Genomic DNA, 14554 nt, shown 5'->3' on the forward strand with positions numbered 1-14554 from the left:
GCTTTCGCGTGCCCCCACCCATCCAGTATGAGAGGGCCCGCGTTCATGACCGCACCCCTGTTCGCAGCCTCACAGCTCGCGGTGAATGTCCTGAGCGCGCAGTCCCTGCTGGCCGCCTTCGGTGTGCTGGGGGTCGGCGTGGTGATGTTCGCGGAAACCGGGCTGCTGATCGGCTTCTTCCTGCCCGGTGACTCGCTGCTGTTCACCGCAGGCCTGCTGTGCACGGGGAGCGGCCAGCACGGGGTGAAGCTGTCGCTCGCTCCGCTGCTAGTGGCCGCGGCTGTGGGTGCCCTTGCCGGTGCGCAGTGCGGCTATGTGCTCGGCCGGAAGGCCGGCGGGGCCCTCCTGGCGCGCAGCCGTTCGGTCCGCCTGCGCGAAGGGGCCCAGCGGGCCGAGGAGTTGCTGGAGCGGTACGGGCATGCGAAGGCCATCGTGCTGGCCCGGTTCGTGCCCGTGGTGCGGACGGTCCTAAATCCGATGGCGGGCGCGTTGGGCGTACCGGCGCGGACCTTCACCGTGTGGCAGGTCGCCGGCGGACTCGTGTGGAGTCTGGGGCTCACGCTGGGCGGCTACGCGCTTGGTTCGTCCATCCCCAATGTGGACCGCTACCTGCTGCCGATCATCGCCGTGATCGTGGCCGTGTCGTTGCTTCCGCTCGCTGCCGAGCTCTACCGCTCCCGCCGCGCAGCCAAAGCGAAGGAGGTACGTGGATGATCCTCGCCTTCGACGGCTCCTCGATCGACGGCACCGCCTACACCGACGTGGTGGATCTCGCTCACCGCTCGCCCGGCTGGCTTGACGACATGGTGGCGGCCTGGTCGACGTACGGACTGGCGGTGTTCGCCGCGCTGATGGCCGTGGGCTGGTGGCGGGCGCGGCGGGTGAGCCCGGCTGCCGCGGTGAGCGCGCTGGCCGTTCCGGCGATCGTCTTCGCCGCATACGGGGTGAACGACGTGCTGAAACTGCTGGTACGCGAGGACCGGCCCTGTCAGAGCCTGCAGGTGATCACGCTGGAGGCGTGCCCTGCGCCGGGCGACTGGTCCTTCCCCAGCAATCACACGGCCATCGCCGCCGCGGCCGCCATGGCCCTGCTCTTCGTCTCCCGTCGGCTCGGCGCCGTCGCGGCCGGGGCCGCCTGCGCGATGGCAGCCTCCCGGGTCTGGGTCGGCGCGCACTATCCGCACGACGTCGCTGCAGGAGTGGTCGTCGGCGCCCTCGTCGCGGCGCTCGCGATGGTCACGCTGCGCCGCCAGCCCGATTCCCTGGTCCGGTGGATCACCGGTACGCGGCTGCGTCCGCTGGTACTGGCGTCATGAAACGCAGTGACCTCGGCGAGCTGGCCGGCAGCGTCGGCTTGGGGGCGTGGACGGCATTCGGCGTGCTGACCATGATCGTGATCGGCGACGGCCAGCCGCTGTACGGGGATGAGGACCTGCTGTCCTGGTCCGTCGGGCACCGCCCGGACGTGCCGGTGGCGCTGGCCCGCGCCCTGACCGCCACCGGAACCGGCGCCATCCCGTACGTCCTCGCCGTACTGGCGGGAACCATCGCCGGACGCACCCTGCGCCAACGGGCCGTCGCCACCGCGCTCTGCCTCACCTGCCTCGGCGCGGGGCAAGCCGCGCGGTACGGCGTGATGGCGCTCGTCGCCCGGCCCCGCCCCACCCGAGTGGACTGGGCCACACCCGCCTCGGGGTGGGCGTTTCCCTCCGGCCACACCACCACGGCCGCCCTGACCGCCGGACTGCTCGTCATCGCCGTGTACACACGCTCCCCGCCCGGCAGGGCCCTGCTCGCCCTCGTTTTCGGCTGCTGGGGCGCGCTGGTTGGGCTGACCCGCGTCTACCTCGGGGTGCACTGGTTCACCGATGTCGTCGGCGGCTGGCTGTTCGCCGTCGGCTGGCTGGGGCTGTGCCTGTGCGCCGCTGCCTGGTGGCTGCCCGAAGCGTTCATCACAGGTACGACGGACATAGACCAAAAGCCGCCGGAGGACCATGCGCCACAAGATCCTGGTCGTCGAGGACGATCACGCCCTGCGTGACGTCCTGCTGCGCGGCCTGCGCGACGAGGACTTCGACCCCGTACCCGCCCCGGACGGGGCATCCGCCCTGCGGCTGGCCACCCGTGACATCGCCGCGTCGGTCCTGGACATCGGGCTGCCCGACGCGGACGGCCGGGACGTGTGCCAGGCGATGCGGGCGAACGGATTCCTCTCCCCCGTCATCTTCCTGACCGCCCATCACCGGCTCACCGACCGGCTGTCCGGGTTCTCCGCCGGGGGCGACGACTATCTGCCCAAGCCGTTCCACCTCGCCGAACTCGCCGCCCGACTGCGAGCGGCCGTCAAACGAGCCGCACCACTTCCTGCGGCCACGGCCGGTGATCTGGTGCTGGACCCCGTCCGGCACAGCGTCAGCGTGCGCGGTACCCCGGTCGACCTCACGCCGACGGAGTTCCGTCTCCTGGCGGCGCTCATGGCGGCATCCGGGGGCATCGTGCGCCGACGCGAGCTGGTCAGAGCGGGGTGGCCCGAGGGAGCCCAGGTCAGCGACAACACCCTCGACCAATACCTGACCCGGCTGCGCCGCAAGCTGCGTACGGCGGGCAGCGATCTGACGGTTACCACCGCCCGCGGGATCGGCCACCGCCTGTCATGAACTCCATGTTCTCCCGCCTGGTGCCGCGCACCCTGCGAGGCCGCCTCTCCCTGGTGGCCCTCACCACCGCCACCCTCCTGATGGTGGTCCTCACCGTCGCCTTCAACACCGTCATCCGGCACCGCCTCCAGCACCAGGCCGACGACGAGCTGCACACCCGGGCCGCCGCCGTCGCCACCACCATCGACACCAGCGGCCCCACGGTGCGCGTCCTGGAGACCTCCAACGACCAGCTCCTCGACACGAACGTGTGGATCTACGCGGGCACCCGGCTGCTCGAACAGCCGCCATCCACCACAGCCCACAGCACCCTCGCTCACGCCGCCGACAGCCTCGCGCGGCAGGATGGGACACACTGCCTGACTGCCGAGGAACCAGACCCCGCCCAGCTGTGCAGCCTGCCCGTATCCGACGGCCGGAGCACGGCGACCGTCGTCACCGCGCTGGACCTCTCCCCCTACCGCAGCTCGGCAGCCACCCTGCTTTGGGCATCGCTGTGCCTCGACGCGGTGATGCTCGCCTGCACCTACCTACTGACACGCCTCGCCGTCGGACGCGCGCTGCGTCCCGTGGCCACCATGACCGACCAGGCCACCCAGTGGAGTATCGTCGCCTCCGAGGAACGCTTCGGCGCCGCTCGACGTCCGACCGAACTCGCCCGTCTAGGCGCGTCGTTGGACGCGATACTGGACCGCATCCGCGCCGTCCTGCGCCATGAGCAGCAGCTGACCGGCGAGTTGTCACACGAACTTCGCACCCCGCTCAGCCGCATCATCGCCGAACTCGACTGGTGGCAGGCCCGCCCCCGCTCGGCCGCCGAAACCGAAGCCACCCACGAGGTGATCGCTGACGCCGCCCGGTCCATGCGCAGCATCTGCGACACCCTGCTCAACGACGCCCGCAAGGGCACGACCACCACCCCCGGAACGGCCGAGATCCTCCCGGCACTCCACCGACTCGCCGCATCCCTGGAGGCACCGGTCCATGTGACAGTCGACGCACGTAGCGACAGCGTCCCGCTGGAGGCCGGCGTCCAGGCCGCCCTCCTCGAACGCATCGTCAGCCCGCTCCTCGTCAACGCCGTCCGCTACGCCACCTCGCACGTCACCATCACCGCGAGCCGGGAGCCCGGCGGCGTACGCATCGACGTTGACGACGACGGTCCCGGGGTACCCGAGTCGTTCGCGGCGCAGCTCTTCCAGCCCGGCCGGCGGGCCGACCCCGACGACGGACGCGGCGGAGCGGGCCTCGGGCTGCCGCTCGCGCGACGCCTGGCCCGCTCCGTCGGCGGTGACGTGACGTACGACCCCGGTCACAAGCCCGGGGCGCGGTTCACCGTCAGGCTGCCCGCTGGGTGACGGCCTCCTGCTCGGCTGACTCCGGACTCGAGAGGGCGGTCCGGCGCTCCCGCACCTGGGCATACGCCATCAGGCCCACCAGGATGGCCAGCAGGACGGCCGATGAACCCGCGGTGCCGAGGTCGAGACCGCCCTTGGCGACCGGCTTGGTGAGGAAGTCACCTGCGGTCGCGCCCAGCGGGCGGGTCAGTACGAAGGCGAACCAGAACAGCAGCACGTTCGGCACCACGGGCACCTTCATCAGGACGAGAAGCATCGCGAGCATCCCGGAGACGAGCAGCGCGCCGCCCGCGTAGCCGAGGCCGGAGCTGTCGGAGAGGAAGTCGCCCATGGACGTGCCGAGGGTGTTGGAGACGAGAATCGCTGACCAGAAGAGGGCTTCGCCGCGGAAGGTGACGATGTCACGGATGACGAACGTCATCCCGGTCAGTTTCCACACCGCGAAGACGGCGATCAGGAGAGAGATCAGGATCGCGGCGCCGACGGGGTAGCCCAGGCCCAGGCCCTGCGGGCCCCAGCCCAGCGACGTGGCCCCGCCCGAGAGGAACTTGGCGCTGGCGTCGCGGTTCATGAAGTCGGACATCGTCGTACCGGCCATGCTGGTGGACAGGATGACCGTCCAGTAGAAGAACGGGTTGTAGCGGCGGGACCTGAGCTGGACCACCAAGGTCACCACGAAGATCAGGAACAGGGCGATCGTGGTGAGGAAGTAGCCGAGCTTCAGGGTCTGGGCGAACAGGTCACCGGCCGTCTCGCCCAGGGTCGTGGCGGCGATCTTCATGATCCAGAAGGCCAGGGTGACCTCAGAGCTTCTTCATCACCGACCTGGTCGTACTGGCGACATCCAGGTCGGTGAAAAGTTCTGACTTCTCCAAGAGGGAGTGCTCCTGTTCGTGCAGGGCGCGGGGCGCTCATCAAAGGGCGAGCACCCCGCGAGACGGTGGGGACAACCGCGCGCGGCGCGGCGGTTGCGTCGGTGTCCGACCCTGCCAGTGGTGATCTGAACGCATCCTGAACGCCGGCGCGACGCTTACGCCGTACGGGCGAGGCGCTCCGGCTCGGTGACGTCCTTGCGCGTCACCGCCAGGAACACCACCAGTCCGAGGATGACCGCGAGGAACAACACGCTGGTCACCACGGTGCCCAGGCCCAGGCCGCCGTCACCGGTCGGCTGGGAGAGGTAGTCGCCCATCGAGGCGCCGAGCGGGCGGGTCAGGACGTAGGCGATCCAGAAGCTCCACACGGCGTTCGCCCCGAGCGCGAAGCGCGCCACCGCGACCGCGGCGATCGCCAGGGCGAACAGGACCGCGGAGACCCAGTAGCCCAGCGCCATGCGCTCGGCGACCAGGTCACCGGCCGACGTGCCCAGCGCGAAGGTGAACAGGACCGCCAGCCAGTAGAAGGACTCCCGGCGCAGGGTGTCGATGCTGTGGATGGACAGCGTCCGCTCGCTGCGGTACCAGGCGACGAACACGACCGCCAGGAGGACCGCGAACACCGCGGTGGTGGTCTCCAGCGGTATGCCCATGTTGTCGGTCAGGTTGTCACTGACCAGGGTGCCGACGACGCTGATCAGGGCCACGGCCGTCCAGTACGCGCCGGGCCGGTAGGCGGTGGTACGGAACTGAACGACGAGAATCACCGCAAGCAGCACGCTCATCAGCAGCGACACACCGGTCAGGCCCAGTCCGGCCTTCTCGTTCAGCAGGTCGGCCGCGGTCTCGCCGACCGTCGTGCACAGCACCTTGATCACCCAGAAGTACACGGTGACTTCGGGCACCTTGTTCCAGCGCAGACGGTGGCCGGGGGCGTTCGGGGCGGACCCGTGGACCGCCGCTGTCTCAGAAGTCTCAGATGTCATGAGGCCCGACCGTGCCACCGGGAACCTGAACACATCCTGACTGCCGCGCGGCATCACCCGCCCCCGCCGGCCCGCGCGGGGAACATGTCTGCCATGCACAGCGACACGGCCCACCCGGTCATACCGGCACTCCGTCCCAGCCCAGCCCCCACGACGGAAGCGTGCTGCCATGACCATCCCCCACTCCCACGGCCGCACCTGTGCCGACCACGCGACGCACTGGCTGCGCCGCCGCCTCGGACGGGCCGTCGCGCTCGCGTATCTCGCCGCCGTGCTGCTGCCCGGCCCGGGCCGGTGGCTGCGCCACACGCATACCCTGGTGGGGACTGGACTCCCCCTGTACACGGCCTCGTTACTGCTCTCGCTGGTCCTGTTCTCGGCCGGACTACAGGTCCCCGTGCGAGCACTGGGACAGCTGCTGCGACGGCCCCGGGCCTGCTGGCAGGGCTGATCCTGCATCTCGCGGCGCCGCTGCTGATCATCCCGCTGGTGGCGTTCCTGCTGCGCCGCTCGCCGGATACCGACGGCGGCAGCGGTCTGGTCACCGCGATGATCCTTATCGTCGCGATGCCGGTGGCCGCGGGGGCGACGGTCTGGACCGGCAAGGGGCACGGTGACCAGCCGACCATGGTCGGTCTCGTCCTCGCCTCCACGCTGGTCAGTCCGCTCACGATCCCCGTGACGGTGGGCGCGCTGGCGCCGCTGCTCAGCGGCGGCTACCCGGACGCGCTGGGCCCGGCCAGGGACACGATGAACAGCGGTTTCGCCTTCGCGCAAGTCGTACTGCCATGCGCGGCGGGCCTCATGTGCCGTCTCGTCCTGCCGGCGCGCCTGCTGGACGGTGCGGGGCGCTGGGTCGTGCCCGTGGCGCTGGCCGGCTCGGCGGTCCTGACGTACGTGAACGCGAGCGGCGCCCTGGGTGCCCTCCTGGCCCATCCCCGTCCGCTGCTGCTGATCGCGGCACCGGTCGTGGCGGCGGTCGTCTGCGCGCCGTCCTTCGCGGTAGGACGCCTTGCGGCGCGCGTCCTGCGTCTGGACGCCCCGGCCGCCTCCTCTCTCACCCTCGCCTGCGGGATGAACAACAGCAGCGCGAGTGCGGTCCTGATCACCACGACCCTGCCCGACAAGCCGCACCTGCTGCTGCCGGTCCTCGCGTACGGGCTGTTGCAGAAGACGGCCGCGAACAGGGTCGTACGCATGACTCGCCCTCACCGCCCGCCCGGACCGCCCTGCCCCGCCTCGTCCTGAGGATCCCCATCGCCCCGGCGACCGTCCGACTCGTTTCGGTCTTCCGCCCCGTGTCCTCCTGCGGCCCGTACCGGGAGCAGCAGCGTGAACGTGGTCGGCGCGCGGTTCGCCAGGGAGAGCCGGCCCCCGAGGGAGACAGCGAGGTCGCGGGCGAGCGAGAGGCCGATGCCCGTGCCCGCCCCGCCTTCGGTGTGCCCGCGCTCGAACAGCCGCGCGGAGTCACCGTCTGCCGTGCCCTCGTCGGCGATGTCCAGGGCGAGGGCGTCGTCGAGGTCGCGGACCGTGACGCGCACGGTGCCGTGTCCGTGGACGCGGGCGTTGTCGAGCAGCACGCCGAGGATCTCGGCGACGGGCCCGCCCGGGACGCGTACGTCGTCCGGCACCTCGCCCGTATCGCACTCCAGGCGTCTTCCCTCGCGGGCGAACAGCCCGTGCCACCGCTCCTCGGTCTCCCGCAGCAGCCCCGTGACCGGCCGGTCTGGCGCGACCGGCTGAGGCAGCCCCGCGGAGCCGGACAGCCGAAGGACCTCCTCCACGGTGTGGTGCAGCCTGCGGGTGGCGGCCAGGGCCTCCTCCAGCACGGGACGGGTGTCGTCGTGTTCGAGTCCGGCTTCCAGGGTGAGCTGGAGGCCGGTCAGCGGGGTGCGCAGCTGGTGGGAGGCGTTGGCGGTGAAGTTGCGTTCGCGGAGCAGGAGTTCGGCCAGGCTGTGCAGCATCTCGTTGTGGGTGCGGGCGACCTGGTCGATTTCGCCGATGGCGCTGGGGGCGGCCCGCGCGGTCAGGTCGCCGCCGGTGACGGCTCGGCAGTGCCGTGAGAGGTCCTCCAGGGGTGCGGCAAGCGCCCGCGCCTGCCGGCGGGCGACGAGGACGGCCACGGTCAGCGCCAGCACGGCCACGCCGAGCAGGAGCGCCCAGCCGACGAGGATGCGGTCACGCACGTCCTGGACGGCGGAGGAGACGCGGACGACGCCGATGACCTGCTCGTCGTGGGAGACGGGGACGGCGGCGACGAGTTCACCGCCCCCTGTCGACCGGGTCACCGTGCCGGTCAGAGCGCGGCGGGCCGTGTCGTCGCCGATCCGGGGGCCGCTGCCCGCGCGCAGCCGCAGCTGCGGGTCGTACAGGCCCAGGCGCCCGCCGTCCGGAGGCGGCGGCAGCTCCACCGGGTCACCGGTCGCGTAGTCCGGACTCACGCGGACGGCGCCGGCCAGGGCCGCCCGCTCCAGGGCGTCCCGCTGGTCCGCGTACAGGGAGAACCTAATGGCGAGGGCCAGGGGGACGGCGAGGAGGACCATGGCGACCAGGACGGCGGTCAGGGCCACCCGCACCACGCGCTGTCTCATGCCCCCATGATGCGGGCCGCCGCCTGCCCGTACGGGACCCGCCGCACGCTTTTGCCGTCGTCTAACCCTCGCCGTGCGGGACGTTAACCGGCCGCCTTCTAGCGTCGGTGCCATGACCACCCGTCCGGCGCACGACTGCCCGGTCGGATCGGCAGAGCGTTCCCTAGGCGTCTTCCAGGAGGGCAGCAACGATGGCACGTGTACATACCTTCGGCGTCGTCGGGCTCGTGCTCGCCGCGGCGGTGACCGCCGGGTGTTCCGGGGCCACCTCCGGCTCCGGATCTAGCTCAAGTTCCAGCTCAAGTTCCGGTGCCGCTACCACCGCTGCTTCCACGGGTGGCTCCAGCAGTGGCTCGGGCAGCAGTCCGGCGCCCACCGAGTCCAATCCGCCCGGCGACATCCCCGACAACCAGGCATTCATCGCCTACCAGCCGTCCGGCGGTGCGTTCACCGCGTTCACGGTGAAGGTGCCCGAGGGCTGGGCCCGTACCAGCCAGGGCAGCACCACGGTCTTCACGGACAAACTCAACCGCGTCCAGATCTCCGCCGCTGCCACCTCGAACGCGCCCACCGTCGGCTCGGTCGCTCATCAGGTCGTGCCCCAACTGCGCGGCCACGTCTCGAAGTTCGCCAGTCCGAAGGTGTCCACGGTGACCCGGAAGGCCGGTACGGCCGTGCTGCTGACGTACCAGGGCGACTCCGCCAATGATCCGGTCACCGGCAAGGTCGTGCGTGACGCGTTCGAGCGGTACGCCTTCTACCGGCAGGGCCACGAGGTGGATCTCACCCTGTCCGGCCCGGTGAATGCCGACAACGTGGACCCGTGGCGCATCGTCAGTGACTCCTTCACCTGGAAGTGAGGGGTGAACACCATGCTGGTCCCACCGTCCGACGAAGCCCTTACCGCGCGGGAGCTGTACCGCTTCTTCCGGGCCGGTGAGGAGGAGACGCTCGCGCTGCGGGGGGTGTCCCTGCGGGTGCGGCGCGGTGAGACGGTCGCCGTGGTCGGGCCGTCCGGAGCCGGCAAATCCACCCTGCTGTCCTGCCTGGCCGGACTCGACGAACCCTCGGGCGGTGAGGTGCGCGTGGACGGCGTACGCATCAGCCACCGACCGGAGACCGAACGGGCCCGGCTGCGCGCCCACCACATCGGCGTCCTGCTGCAGACCAGCAACCTCGTCGCCCACCTCAGCGTGCGCGACAACGTCCGCCTGACGCACAGCGCCGTGCGTGGCCGGCCCTCCGCGTCCGTAGGAGACCTGCTGGCCGAGGTGGGGCTCGCGGGGCGGGCACACGCGCTGCCCCGACAGCTGTCCGGCGGCGAGCTGGCGCGCGCCGGGCTGGCCGTCGCGCTGGCCAACTCCCCGGCCGTCCTGCTGGCGGACGAACCGACCGGCGAACTCGACGGCGGCACCGAGCGCATGATCCTTCAGATGCTGCGCGACCGCGCCGCCCTGGGCTGCGCGGTGCTGATCGTCACCCACAGCGCCGAAGCCGTCCGGATCGCCGACCGGGTGATCGCTCTGGACGACGGCAGGGCCCACGAGACCACCACGTCCCAGGCCCGCACACAACAGCAGGAGGCCCACGATGCCGCCCCGTGATCACGCGATACCGGCCGGCAAGCCCGTGACGTCGTTGGACGAGGTGCTCGTCGACTGCCGCAACGCGGCTCTCACCTTCGGCCGGGGCGCGACCGCCGTGGTGGCGGTGCACGGGGCGAACCTGTGGGTTCGCTCCGCAGACCGGCTCGCCATCGTCGGCCCGTCCGGGTCGGGCAAGTCGTCGCTGCTGCATCTGCTGGCCGGGCTCGAGCAGACCACCAGCGGCACCGTCACCTGGCCCGCCCTGGACGGCCCGGGCGGCATCGGGATCGTCTTCCAGGGCGACAGCCTGATCGCCGCCCTCGACGTGGTCGAGAACACCGCGCTGCCGCTGGTCCTGGCCGGAGTGCCGGACGGCGAGGCGCATCGGTTGGCCGCCGAGGCCCTCGCCCTGGTGGACGCCGCCGATCTGGCCGAGCGGCTACCGGAGGAGATCTCCGGCGGGCAGGCACAGCGCGTCGCCGCCGCTCGCGTCCTGGCCCAGTCCCCTCGGCTGATCCTCGCCGACGAACCCACCGGCCGGCTCGACCACACCACCGGCGGGCACGTCCTGGACGCCCTGCTGACCGCGGCCGACCAGACAGGTGCGGCCCTCGTCGTCACCACCCACGACCCGGCCATCGCCGCGCGACTCACCACCCGACTGGCCATGCGCGGTGGCCGGCTGCTCACCGTGGACGAACCGCAGGAGGCGTCATGAACACCGCTTGGGCCGGCGGGCTGGCCCGCCACCGCGCCGGACGACTCCTGGCCGCCCTGGCCGGCATCGCCCTGGCCGTCGCCCTCGTCGCCGCGCTAGGTTCGTTCCTCACCGTGTCCAAGGCGACCATGACGCAGCGCGCCGTGCGCTCCGTCGCCGTGGACTGGCAGGTCGAGGTGCAGCCCGGCGCCGACCCGCAGGCGATGCTGTCCCTGGTGCGGAAGGCCCCCGGCATCCGCACCGCCGTCCCGGTCGGCTTCGCCCACAGCTCCGCGTTCACGGCCCAGGTCCAGGGCAGCACGCAGACCACCGGCCCCGGCATGGTGCTCGGCCTCCCCGACGGCTATCAGAAGCTGTTCCCCGGCGGGATCCGCCCGCTGACCGGCGGTACCAGCGGCGTGCTGCTGGCCCAGCAGACCGCCTCCAACCTGCATGTCGCCCCCGGCGACACCGTCGGCATCCGGCTTCCCGGAACGGGCGTACGCCAGGTCCGGGTGGCCGGCGTCGTCGACCTGCCGCAGGCCGACTCCCTGTTCCAGAAGGTCGGTGCCCCCACCCAGTCGCAGCCCACCGCGCCGCCCGACAACGTCGTTCTGCTCCCCTCCACCACCTTCACCTCGCTGACTGCCCAGGCGCCCGCCGCAGGCGTTACCACGCAAATCCATGCCGCACGCGACGCCAAGCTGCCCTCCGAGCCCGCCGCCGCGTTCAACACCGCGACCCGCGGTGCCCACAACCTGGAGGCCCGCGCCTCGGGCGCGGCGATCGTCGGGAACAACCTGGGTGCCGCCCTCGACTCCGCCCGCCAAGACGCCCTCTACGCACAGATCCTCTTCCTGTTCCTCGGTGTGCCCGGCGCACTCCTGGCCGCCGCACTGACCGCCGCGGTCGCCGCAGCCGGTGGTGAACGGCGCCGCCAGGAGCAGGCGTTGCTGCGGCTGCGCGGACTGCGGCCGGGCCGGATCGCCACCCTGTCCGGCATCGAGGCCGGGCTGGTGGGGGCCGGCGGCGCCGCCGCCGGACTCGGCATCGCCGCCCTGTTGGGCCGTCTCGCCTTCGGATCGGCCTCGTTCGGGACGAGCGCGGGCACCTGGATCCTCTGGTACGCCCTTGCCTTCGTGCTCGGCGCCGTCGTGGCCGCGGGCGCCGTCCTCGTCCCCGCACTGCGCGACCTGCGCGGCGTGACGGTCGCCGACACACGCAGGGCCGGGCGCCGTACAGGCTCCGTGTGGTGGATGCGCTACGGCGTGGACTTCGCCCTGCTGATCGGTTCCTGGCTCATCTTCCGCGCCTCGTCCGGCAACCAGTACGCCCTCGTCCTCGCCCCGGAGGGCGTGCCCAGCATCTCCGTGTCGTACTGGGCGTTTTTGGGCCCGGCCCTGCTGTGGATCGGCTCCGCGCTGCTGCTGTGGCGGCTCACGCTCCTCGCGCTCACCCACGGCCGCCGCGTCCTGGCCCGGCTCTCGCTCCCGCTCGCCAAGAACCTGGCAGGGACAACGGCCGCCGTCCTCTCCCGCCGCAGGCGGCCGCTGGCCCGCTCGGTGGTGCTGCTGGCACTCGCGGTGTCTTTCGCGATCTCCACGGCGACCTTCAACGCCACGTACAAGCAGCAGGCCGAGGTCGACGCGCGGCTCACCAACGGCGCCGACGTCACCGTGACCGAGCCGCCCGAAGCACGGACGCCGCCCGGCGCCGCCGCTTCCCTCAAGGTCTCCGGCGTACGTCATGTCGAGGCGCTCCAGCACCGATTCGCCTACGTCGGATCCGACCTCCAGGACCTCTACGGCGTACGCCCGGACACGATCACCTCCGCCACCTCCCTCCAGGACGCGTACTTCTCCGGAGGCACCGCCGGCACCCTCATGCGCAAGCTCGCGAAGCAGCCCGACGCGCTGCTGGTCAGCGCGGAGACCGTCACCGACTTCCAGCTCTCACCCGGCGACACGGTCAACCTGCGCATCCAGGACGCTCACACGAAGGCGCTGCGCACCGTGCCCTTCCACTACGTGGGCGTCGCCAAGGAGTTCCCGACCGCGCCGAAGGACAGCTTCTTCGTCGCCAACGCCTCCTACGTCGCCCAGGCCACAGGCAGCGACTCGGTCGGCGCCTTCCTCCTGGACACCGGCGGCACCCACCAAAAGCAGATCGCCGCCCACCTGCGCCGACAGCTCGGCACCAGTGCCACCGTCAGCGACCTCACCCAGACCCGCGGCACCGTCGGCAGCAGCCTGACTGCCGTCGACCTGGCGGGACTGACCCGGATCGAGCTGGCCTTCGCGGTGCTCCTGGCCGCCGGGGCCGGCGGACTGGTCCTCGCGCTCGGCCTCGCCGAACGCCGCCGCACCTTCGCCATCGCCACCGTGCTCGGCGCGACGCGACGGCAACTGCGCGGGATGGTCCTCACCGAGGCGATCCTCCTGACCGCGGGCGGTCTGGCCGGCGGCGCGCTCATCGGCTGGGCCCTCTCCGAGATGCTCGTCAAAGTCCTGACAGGCGTGTTCGACCCTCCGCCCGCCGACCTCGCCGTCCCGGGCGCCTATCTGGCGCTCACCGCGTTCGCCGCGACCGTGGCCGTACTGGCCGCCGCGCTGAATGGGGTACGCCGCGCCGCCCGACCCGCCGTCGAAGAACTCCGGGATCTGTGAATGCCCCGCCCGGCTCTACGCTGCCCAGCATGCGAACGCCCGCCGCACCGGACCGCAGCCGCTATCGCGTCCTCGTCGTCGAGGACGACGACACCATCGGCCGCCATCTGGAAACAGGACTGCGCAGCAACGGCTACACCCCGACGTGGAGCCGGACAGGCACGGGCGCCCTCACCGAGTCCGCGCAGACCCAGTACGACGTGCTGCTCCTGGACCTGGGACTGCCCGACATGGACGGTCTCGACATCGCCCGCACCCTGCGCGCCCGCCTCCCCGACCTGCTGATCATCATCCTCACCGCCCGCACGGACGACATCGACGTCATCGCCGGACTCGACGCCGGAGCCGACGACTACCTGGTCAAACCCTTCAGCCTGACCGTGCTGCTCGCCCGGCTCCGCGCCCATTTGCGCCGCCGGGCCATCGCCGCCCCGCCGCAGCAGCCGATCCGGCTCGGCGACCTCGTCCTCGACGTCACGGCCCGCCGGTGCACACTCCACGACCGTGAAGTCGATCTCCGCCCCAAGGAGTTCGAGCTGCTCGCCGTACTCGCCCGGCACGCCGGAGAGGCCGTGTCCCGCGAGGTGCTGATGGCTGAGGTCTGGGACGAGAACTGGTTCGGCCCCACCAAGACCCTCGACGTCACCATGGCCGGCCTGCGCCGCCGCCTGGCCGACGCTGCCAACGCATCCCCGATCCCTGCGGCGCTACCGCGGATCTCCACCCTGCGCGGGCACGGTTACCGCCTTGAGCCCCACGCGGTGCCGCCCGTCTGAGGCTGACGGCAGCGGCCTGGCCATCGCCCGGAGCGTCACCCACGCCACGGAGACATCGCCATGGAGTCGCAGGGCCCGGCAAGGGTGCGCCGTTCACGGTGCGCATCCCGCTGACGGCATCGGTCAGGCTCAGAGCACGAAACGCCGGGCCAACAGCCCCAGCACCAGCAGGCCGGGCACCAGAGGCAGGCAGCCGGTAACCGGACACCGCCGACACCGCCACGAATCCAGACGCGCCTGCCGCGGTGAGCGCAAGCGCCAGCGCCGCGTCCAGCGAACCCAGCCCGCCAGGGGTGGGCAGTAGCGCCGCCGCTCCACTCGCAACGAGGTACGCCAACAGCACCCGGGCGAAGGGGAAGCGG

At 71.6% G+C, this 14554-nt stretch carries 13 protein-coding genes and 1 pseudogene; 11 read left to right on the forward strand and 3 right to left on the reverse strand.

Annotated features, from left to right (window positions below):
• Nucleotides 1-45: 45 nt before the first annotated feature.
• The 5 genes from SAVERM_RS01045 to SAVERM_RS01065 are packed head-to-tail and all read left to right on the forward strand — an operon-like array spanning nt 46 to nt 4015.
• The gene (locus SAVERM_RS01045; protein ID WP_037651042.1) at nt 46-714 is read left to right on the forward strand and encodes a DedA family protein; all 669 of its coding nucleotides are present in this window, start codon (nt 46-48) and stop codon (nt 712-714) included.
• Entirely contained in the window at nt 711-1316 is a 606-nt protein-coding gene (locus SAVERM_RS01050) for a phosphatase PAP2 family protein (RefSeq protein ID WP_010981562.1), read from the forward strand. The genes SAVERM_RS01045 and SAVERM_RS01050 overlap by 4 nt, the downstream gene beginning before the upstream one ends.
• A complete protein-coding gene (locus SAVERM_RS01055) occupies nt 1313-2041 on the forward strand; it encodes a phosphatase PAP2 family protein (RefSeq protein WP_010981563.1) in 729 nt (242 codons plus the stop codon). The genes SAVERM_RS01050 and SAVERM_RS01055 overlap by 4 nt, the downstream gene beginning before the upstream one ends.
• Nucleotides 1995-2657 carry a response regulator transcription factor gene (locus tag SAVERM_RS01060; protein WP_010981564.1) on the forward strand — a complete coding sequence of 221 codons (663 nt, stop codon included), beginning with the start codon at nt 1995-1997 and terminating at the stop codon, nt 2655-2657. Before SAVERM_RS01055 ends, SAVERM_RS01060 begins: the two co-directional genes overlap by 47 nt.
• Nucleotides 2654-4015 (forward strand): sensor histidine kinase, encoded by a 1362-nt coding sequence (locus tag SAVERM_RS01065; protein WP_010981565.1) that lies wholly within the window; start codon nt 2654-2656, stop codon nt 4013-4015. The genes SAVERM_RS01060 and SAVERM_RS01065 overlap by 4 nt, the downstream gene beginning before the upstream one ends.
• On the opposite strand, the gene SAVERM_RS01070 is transcribed toward SAVERM_RS01065, so the two are convergent.
• Together SAVERM_RS01070 and SAVERM_RS01075 are read right to left on the reverse strand one after the other, a co-directional pair.
• On the reverse strand, nt 3996-4796 hold the full coding sequence (locus SAVERM_RS01070; RefSeq protein ID WP_010981566.1) for a COG4705 family protein: 801 nt from the start codon (nt 4794-4796) through the stop codon (nt 3996-3998). The genes SAVERM_RS01065 and SAVERM_RS01070 overlap by 20 nt on opposite strands.
• Before the next feature lie 249 nt (nt 4797-5045).
• Nucleotides 5046-5876 (reverse strand): COG4705 family protein, encoded by an 831-nt coding sequence (locus SAVERM_RS01075; protein ID WP_010981567.1) that lies wholly within the window; start codon nt 5874-5876, stop codon nt 5046-5048.
• Nucleotides 5877-6045: 169 nt separating this feature from the next.
• On the opposite strand from SAVERM_RS01075, the pseudogene SAVERM_RS01080 reads away from it, so the two are divergent.
• Nucleotides 6046-7124: pseudogene (locus SAVERM_RS01080) on the forward strand (bile acid:sodium symporter family protein).
• On the opposite strand, the gene SAVERM_RS01085 reads toward SAVERM_RS01080, so the two are convergent.
• A complete protein-coding gene (locus SAVERM_RS01085) occupies nt 7085-8467 on the reverse strand; it encodes a HAMP domain-containing sensor histidine kinase (RefSeq protein ID WP_010981570.1) in 1383 nt (460 codons plus the stop codon). The pseudogene SAVERM_RS01080 and the gene SAVERM_RS01085 overlap by 40 nt on opposite strands.
• A gap of 191 nt (nt 8468-8658) precedes the next feature.
• Here SAVERM_RS01085 and SAVERM_RS01090 point away from each other — a divergent pair, with 191 nt between their 5' ends.
• Genes SAVERM_RS01090 through SAVERM_RS01110 form a run of 5 tightly spaced genes read left to right on the forward strand, consistent with a single transcriptional unit; the run spans nt 8659 to nt 14192 of the window.
• Nucleotides 8659-9327, forward strand: coding sequence for a hypothetical protein (locus SAVERM_RS01090; RefSeq protein ID WP_010981571.1), 669 nt, complete (start codon nt 8659-8661; stop codon nt 9325-9327).
• 12 nt (nt 9328-9339) lie between these two features.
• Nucleotides 9340-10071, forward strand: coding sequence for an ABC transporter ATP-binding protein (locus SAVERM_RS01095; protein ID WP_037651098.1), 732 nt, complete (start codon nt 9340-9342; stop codon nt 10069-10071).
• Nucleotides 10058-10771 (forward strand): ABC transporter ATP-binding protein, encoded by a 714-nt coding sequence (locus SAVERM_RS01100; RefSeq protein ID WP_010981573.1) that lies wholly within the window; start codon nt 10058-10060, stop codon nt 10769-10771. Before SAVERM_RS01095 ends, SAVERM_RS01100 begins: the two co-directional genes overlap by 14 nt.
• The gene (locus SAVERM_RS01105; protein ID WP_010981574.1) at nt 10768-13416 is read left to right on the forward strand and encodes an FtsX-like permease family protein; all 2649 of its coding nucleotides are present in this window, start codon (nt 10768-10770) and stop codon (nt 13414-13416) included. Before SAVERM_RS01100 ends, SAVERM_RS01105 begins: the two co-directional genes overlap by 4 nt.
• A gap of 29 nt (nt 13417-13445) precedes the next feature.
• Complete coding sequence (locus SAVERM_RS01110) at nt 13446-14192, forward strand: response regulator transcription factor (RefSeq protein WP_037651040.1); 747 nt, start codon at nt 13446-13448, stop codon at nt 14190-14192.
• The last annotated feature ends 362 nt before the right edge of the window (nt 14193-14554 follow it).

Origin of the sequence: Streptomyces avermitilis MA-4680 = NBRC 14893, from assembly GCF_000009765.2 — a bacterium.
GTDB lineage: Bacteria > Actinomycetota > Actinomycetes > Streptomycetales > Streptomycetaceae > Streptomyces > Streptomyces avermitilis.

Excerpts from the sequence above, each read along its gene's own strand:
- SAVERM_RS01100 (WP_010981573.1), top strand. The coding sequence starts at position 10,058 with ATGCCGCCCCGTGATCACGCGATACCGGCCGGCAAGCCCGTGACGTCG.
- SAVERM_RS01110 (WP_037651040.1), top strand. The coding sequence starts at position 13,446 with ATGCGAACGCCCGCCGCACCGGACCGCAGCCGCTATCGCGTCCTCGTC.
- SAVERM_RS01065 (WP_010981565.1), top strand. The coding sequence starts at position 2,654 with ATGAACTCCATGTTCTCCCGCCTGGTGCCGCGCACCCTGCGAGGCCGC.
- SAVERM_RS01060 (WP_010981564.1), top strand. The coding sequence starts at position 1,995 with ATGCGCCACAAGATCCTGGTCGTCGAGGACGATCACGCCCTGCGTGAC.
- SAVERM_RS01045 (WP_037651042.1), top strand. The coding sequence starts at position 46 with ATGACCGCACCCCTGTTCGCAGCCTCACAGCTCGCGGTGAATGTCCTG.
- SAVERM_RS01075 (WP_010981567.1), bottom strand. The coding sequence starts at position 5,876 with ATGACATCTGAGACTTCTGAGACAGCGGCGGTCCACGGGTCCGCCCCG.
- SAVERM_RS01090 (WP_010981571.1), top strand. The coding sequence starts at position 8,659 with ATGGCACGTGTACATACCTTCGGCGTCGTCGGGCTCGTGCTCGCCGCG.
- SAVERM_RS01105 (WP_010981574.1), top strand. The coding sequence starts at position 10,768 with ATGAACACCGCTTGGGCCGGCGGGCTGGCCCGCCACCGCGCCGGACGA.
- SAVERM_RS01050 (WP_010981562.1), top strand. The coding sequence starts at position 711 with ATGATCCTCGCCTTCGACGGCTCCTCGATCGACGGCACCGCCTACACC.
- SAVERM_RS01095 (WP_037651098.1), top strand. The coding sequence starts at position 9,340 with ATGCTGGTCCCACCGTCCGACGAAGCCCTTACCGCGCGGGAGCTGTAC.
- SAVERM_RS01055 (WP_010981563.1), top strand. The coding sequence starts at position 1,313 with ATGAAACGCAGTGACCTCGGCGAGCTGGCCGGCAGCGTCGGCTTGGGG.
- SAVERM_RS01085 (WP_010981570.1), bottom strand. The coding sequence starts at position 8,467 with ATGAGACAGCGCGTGGTGCGGGTGGCCCTGACCGCCGTCCTGGTCGCC.
- SAVERM_RS01070 (WP_010981566.1), bottom strand. The coding sequence starts at position 4,796 with ATGAAGATCGCCGCCACGACCCTGGGCGAGACGGCCGGTGACCTGTTC.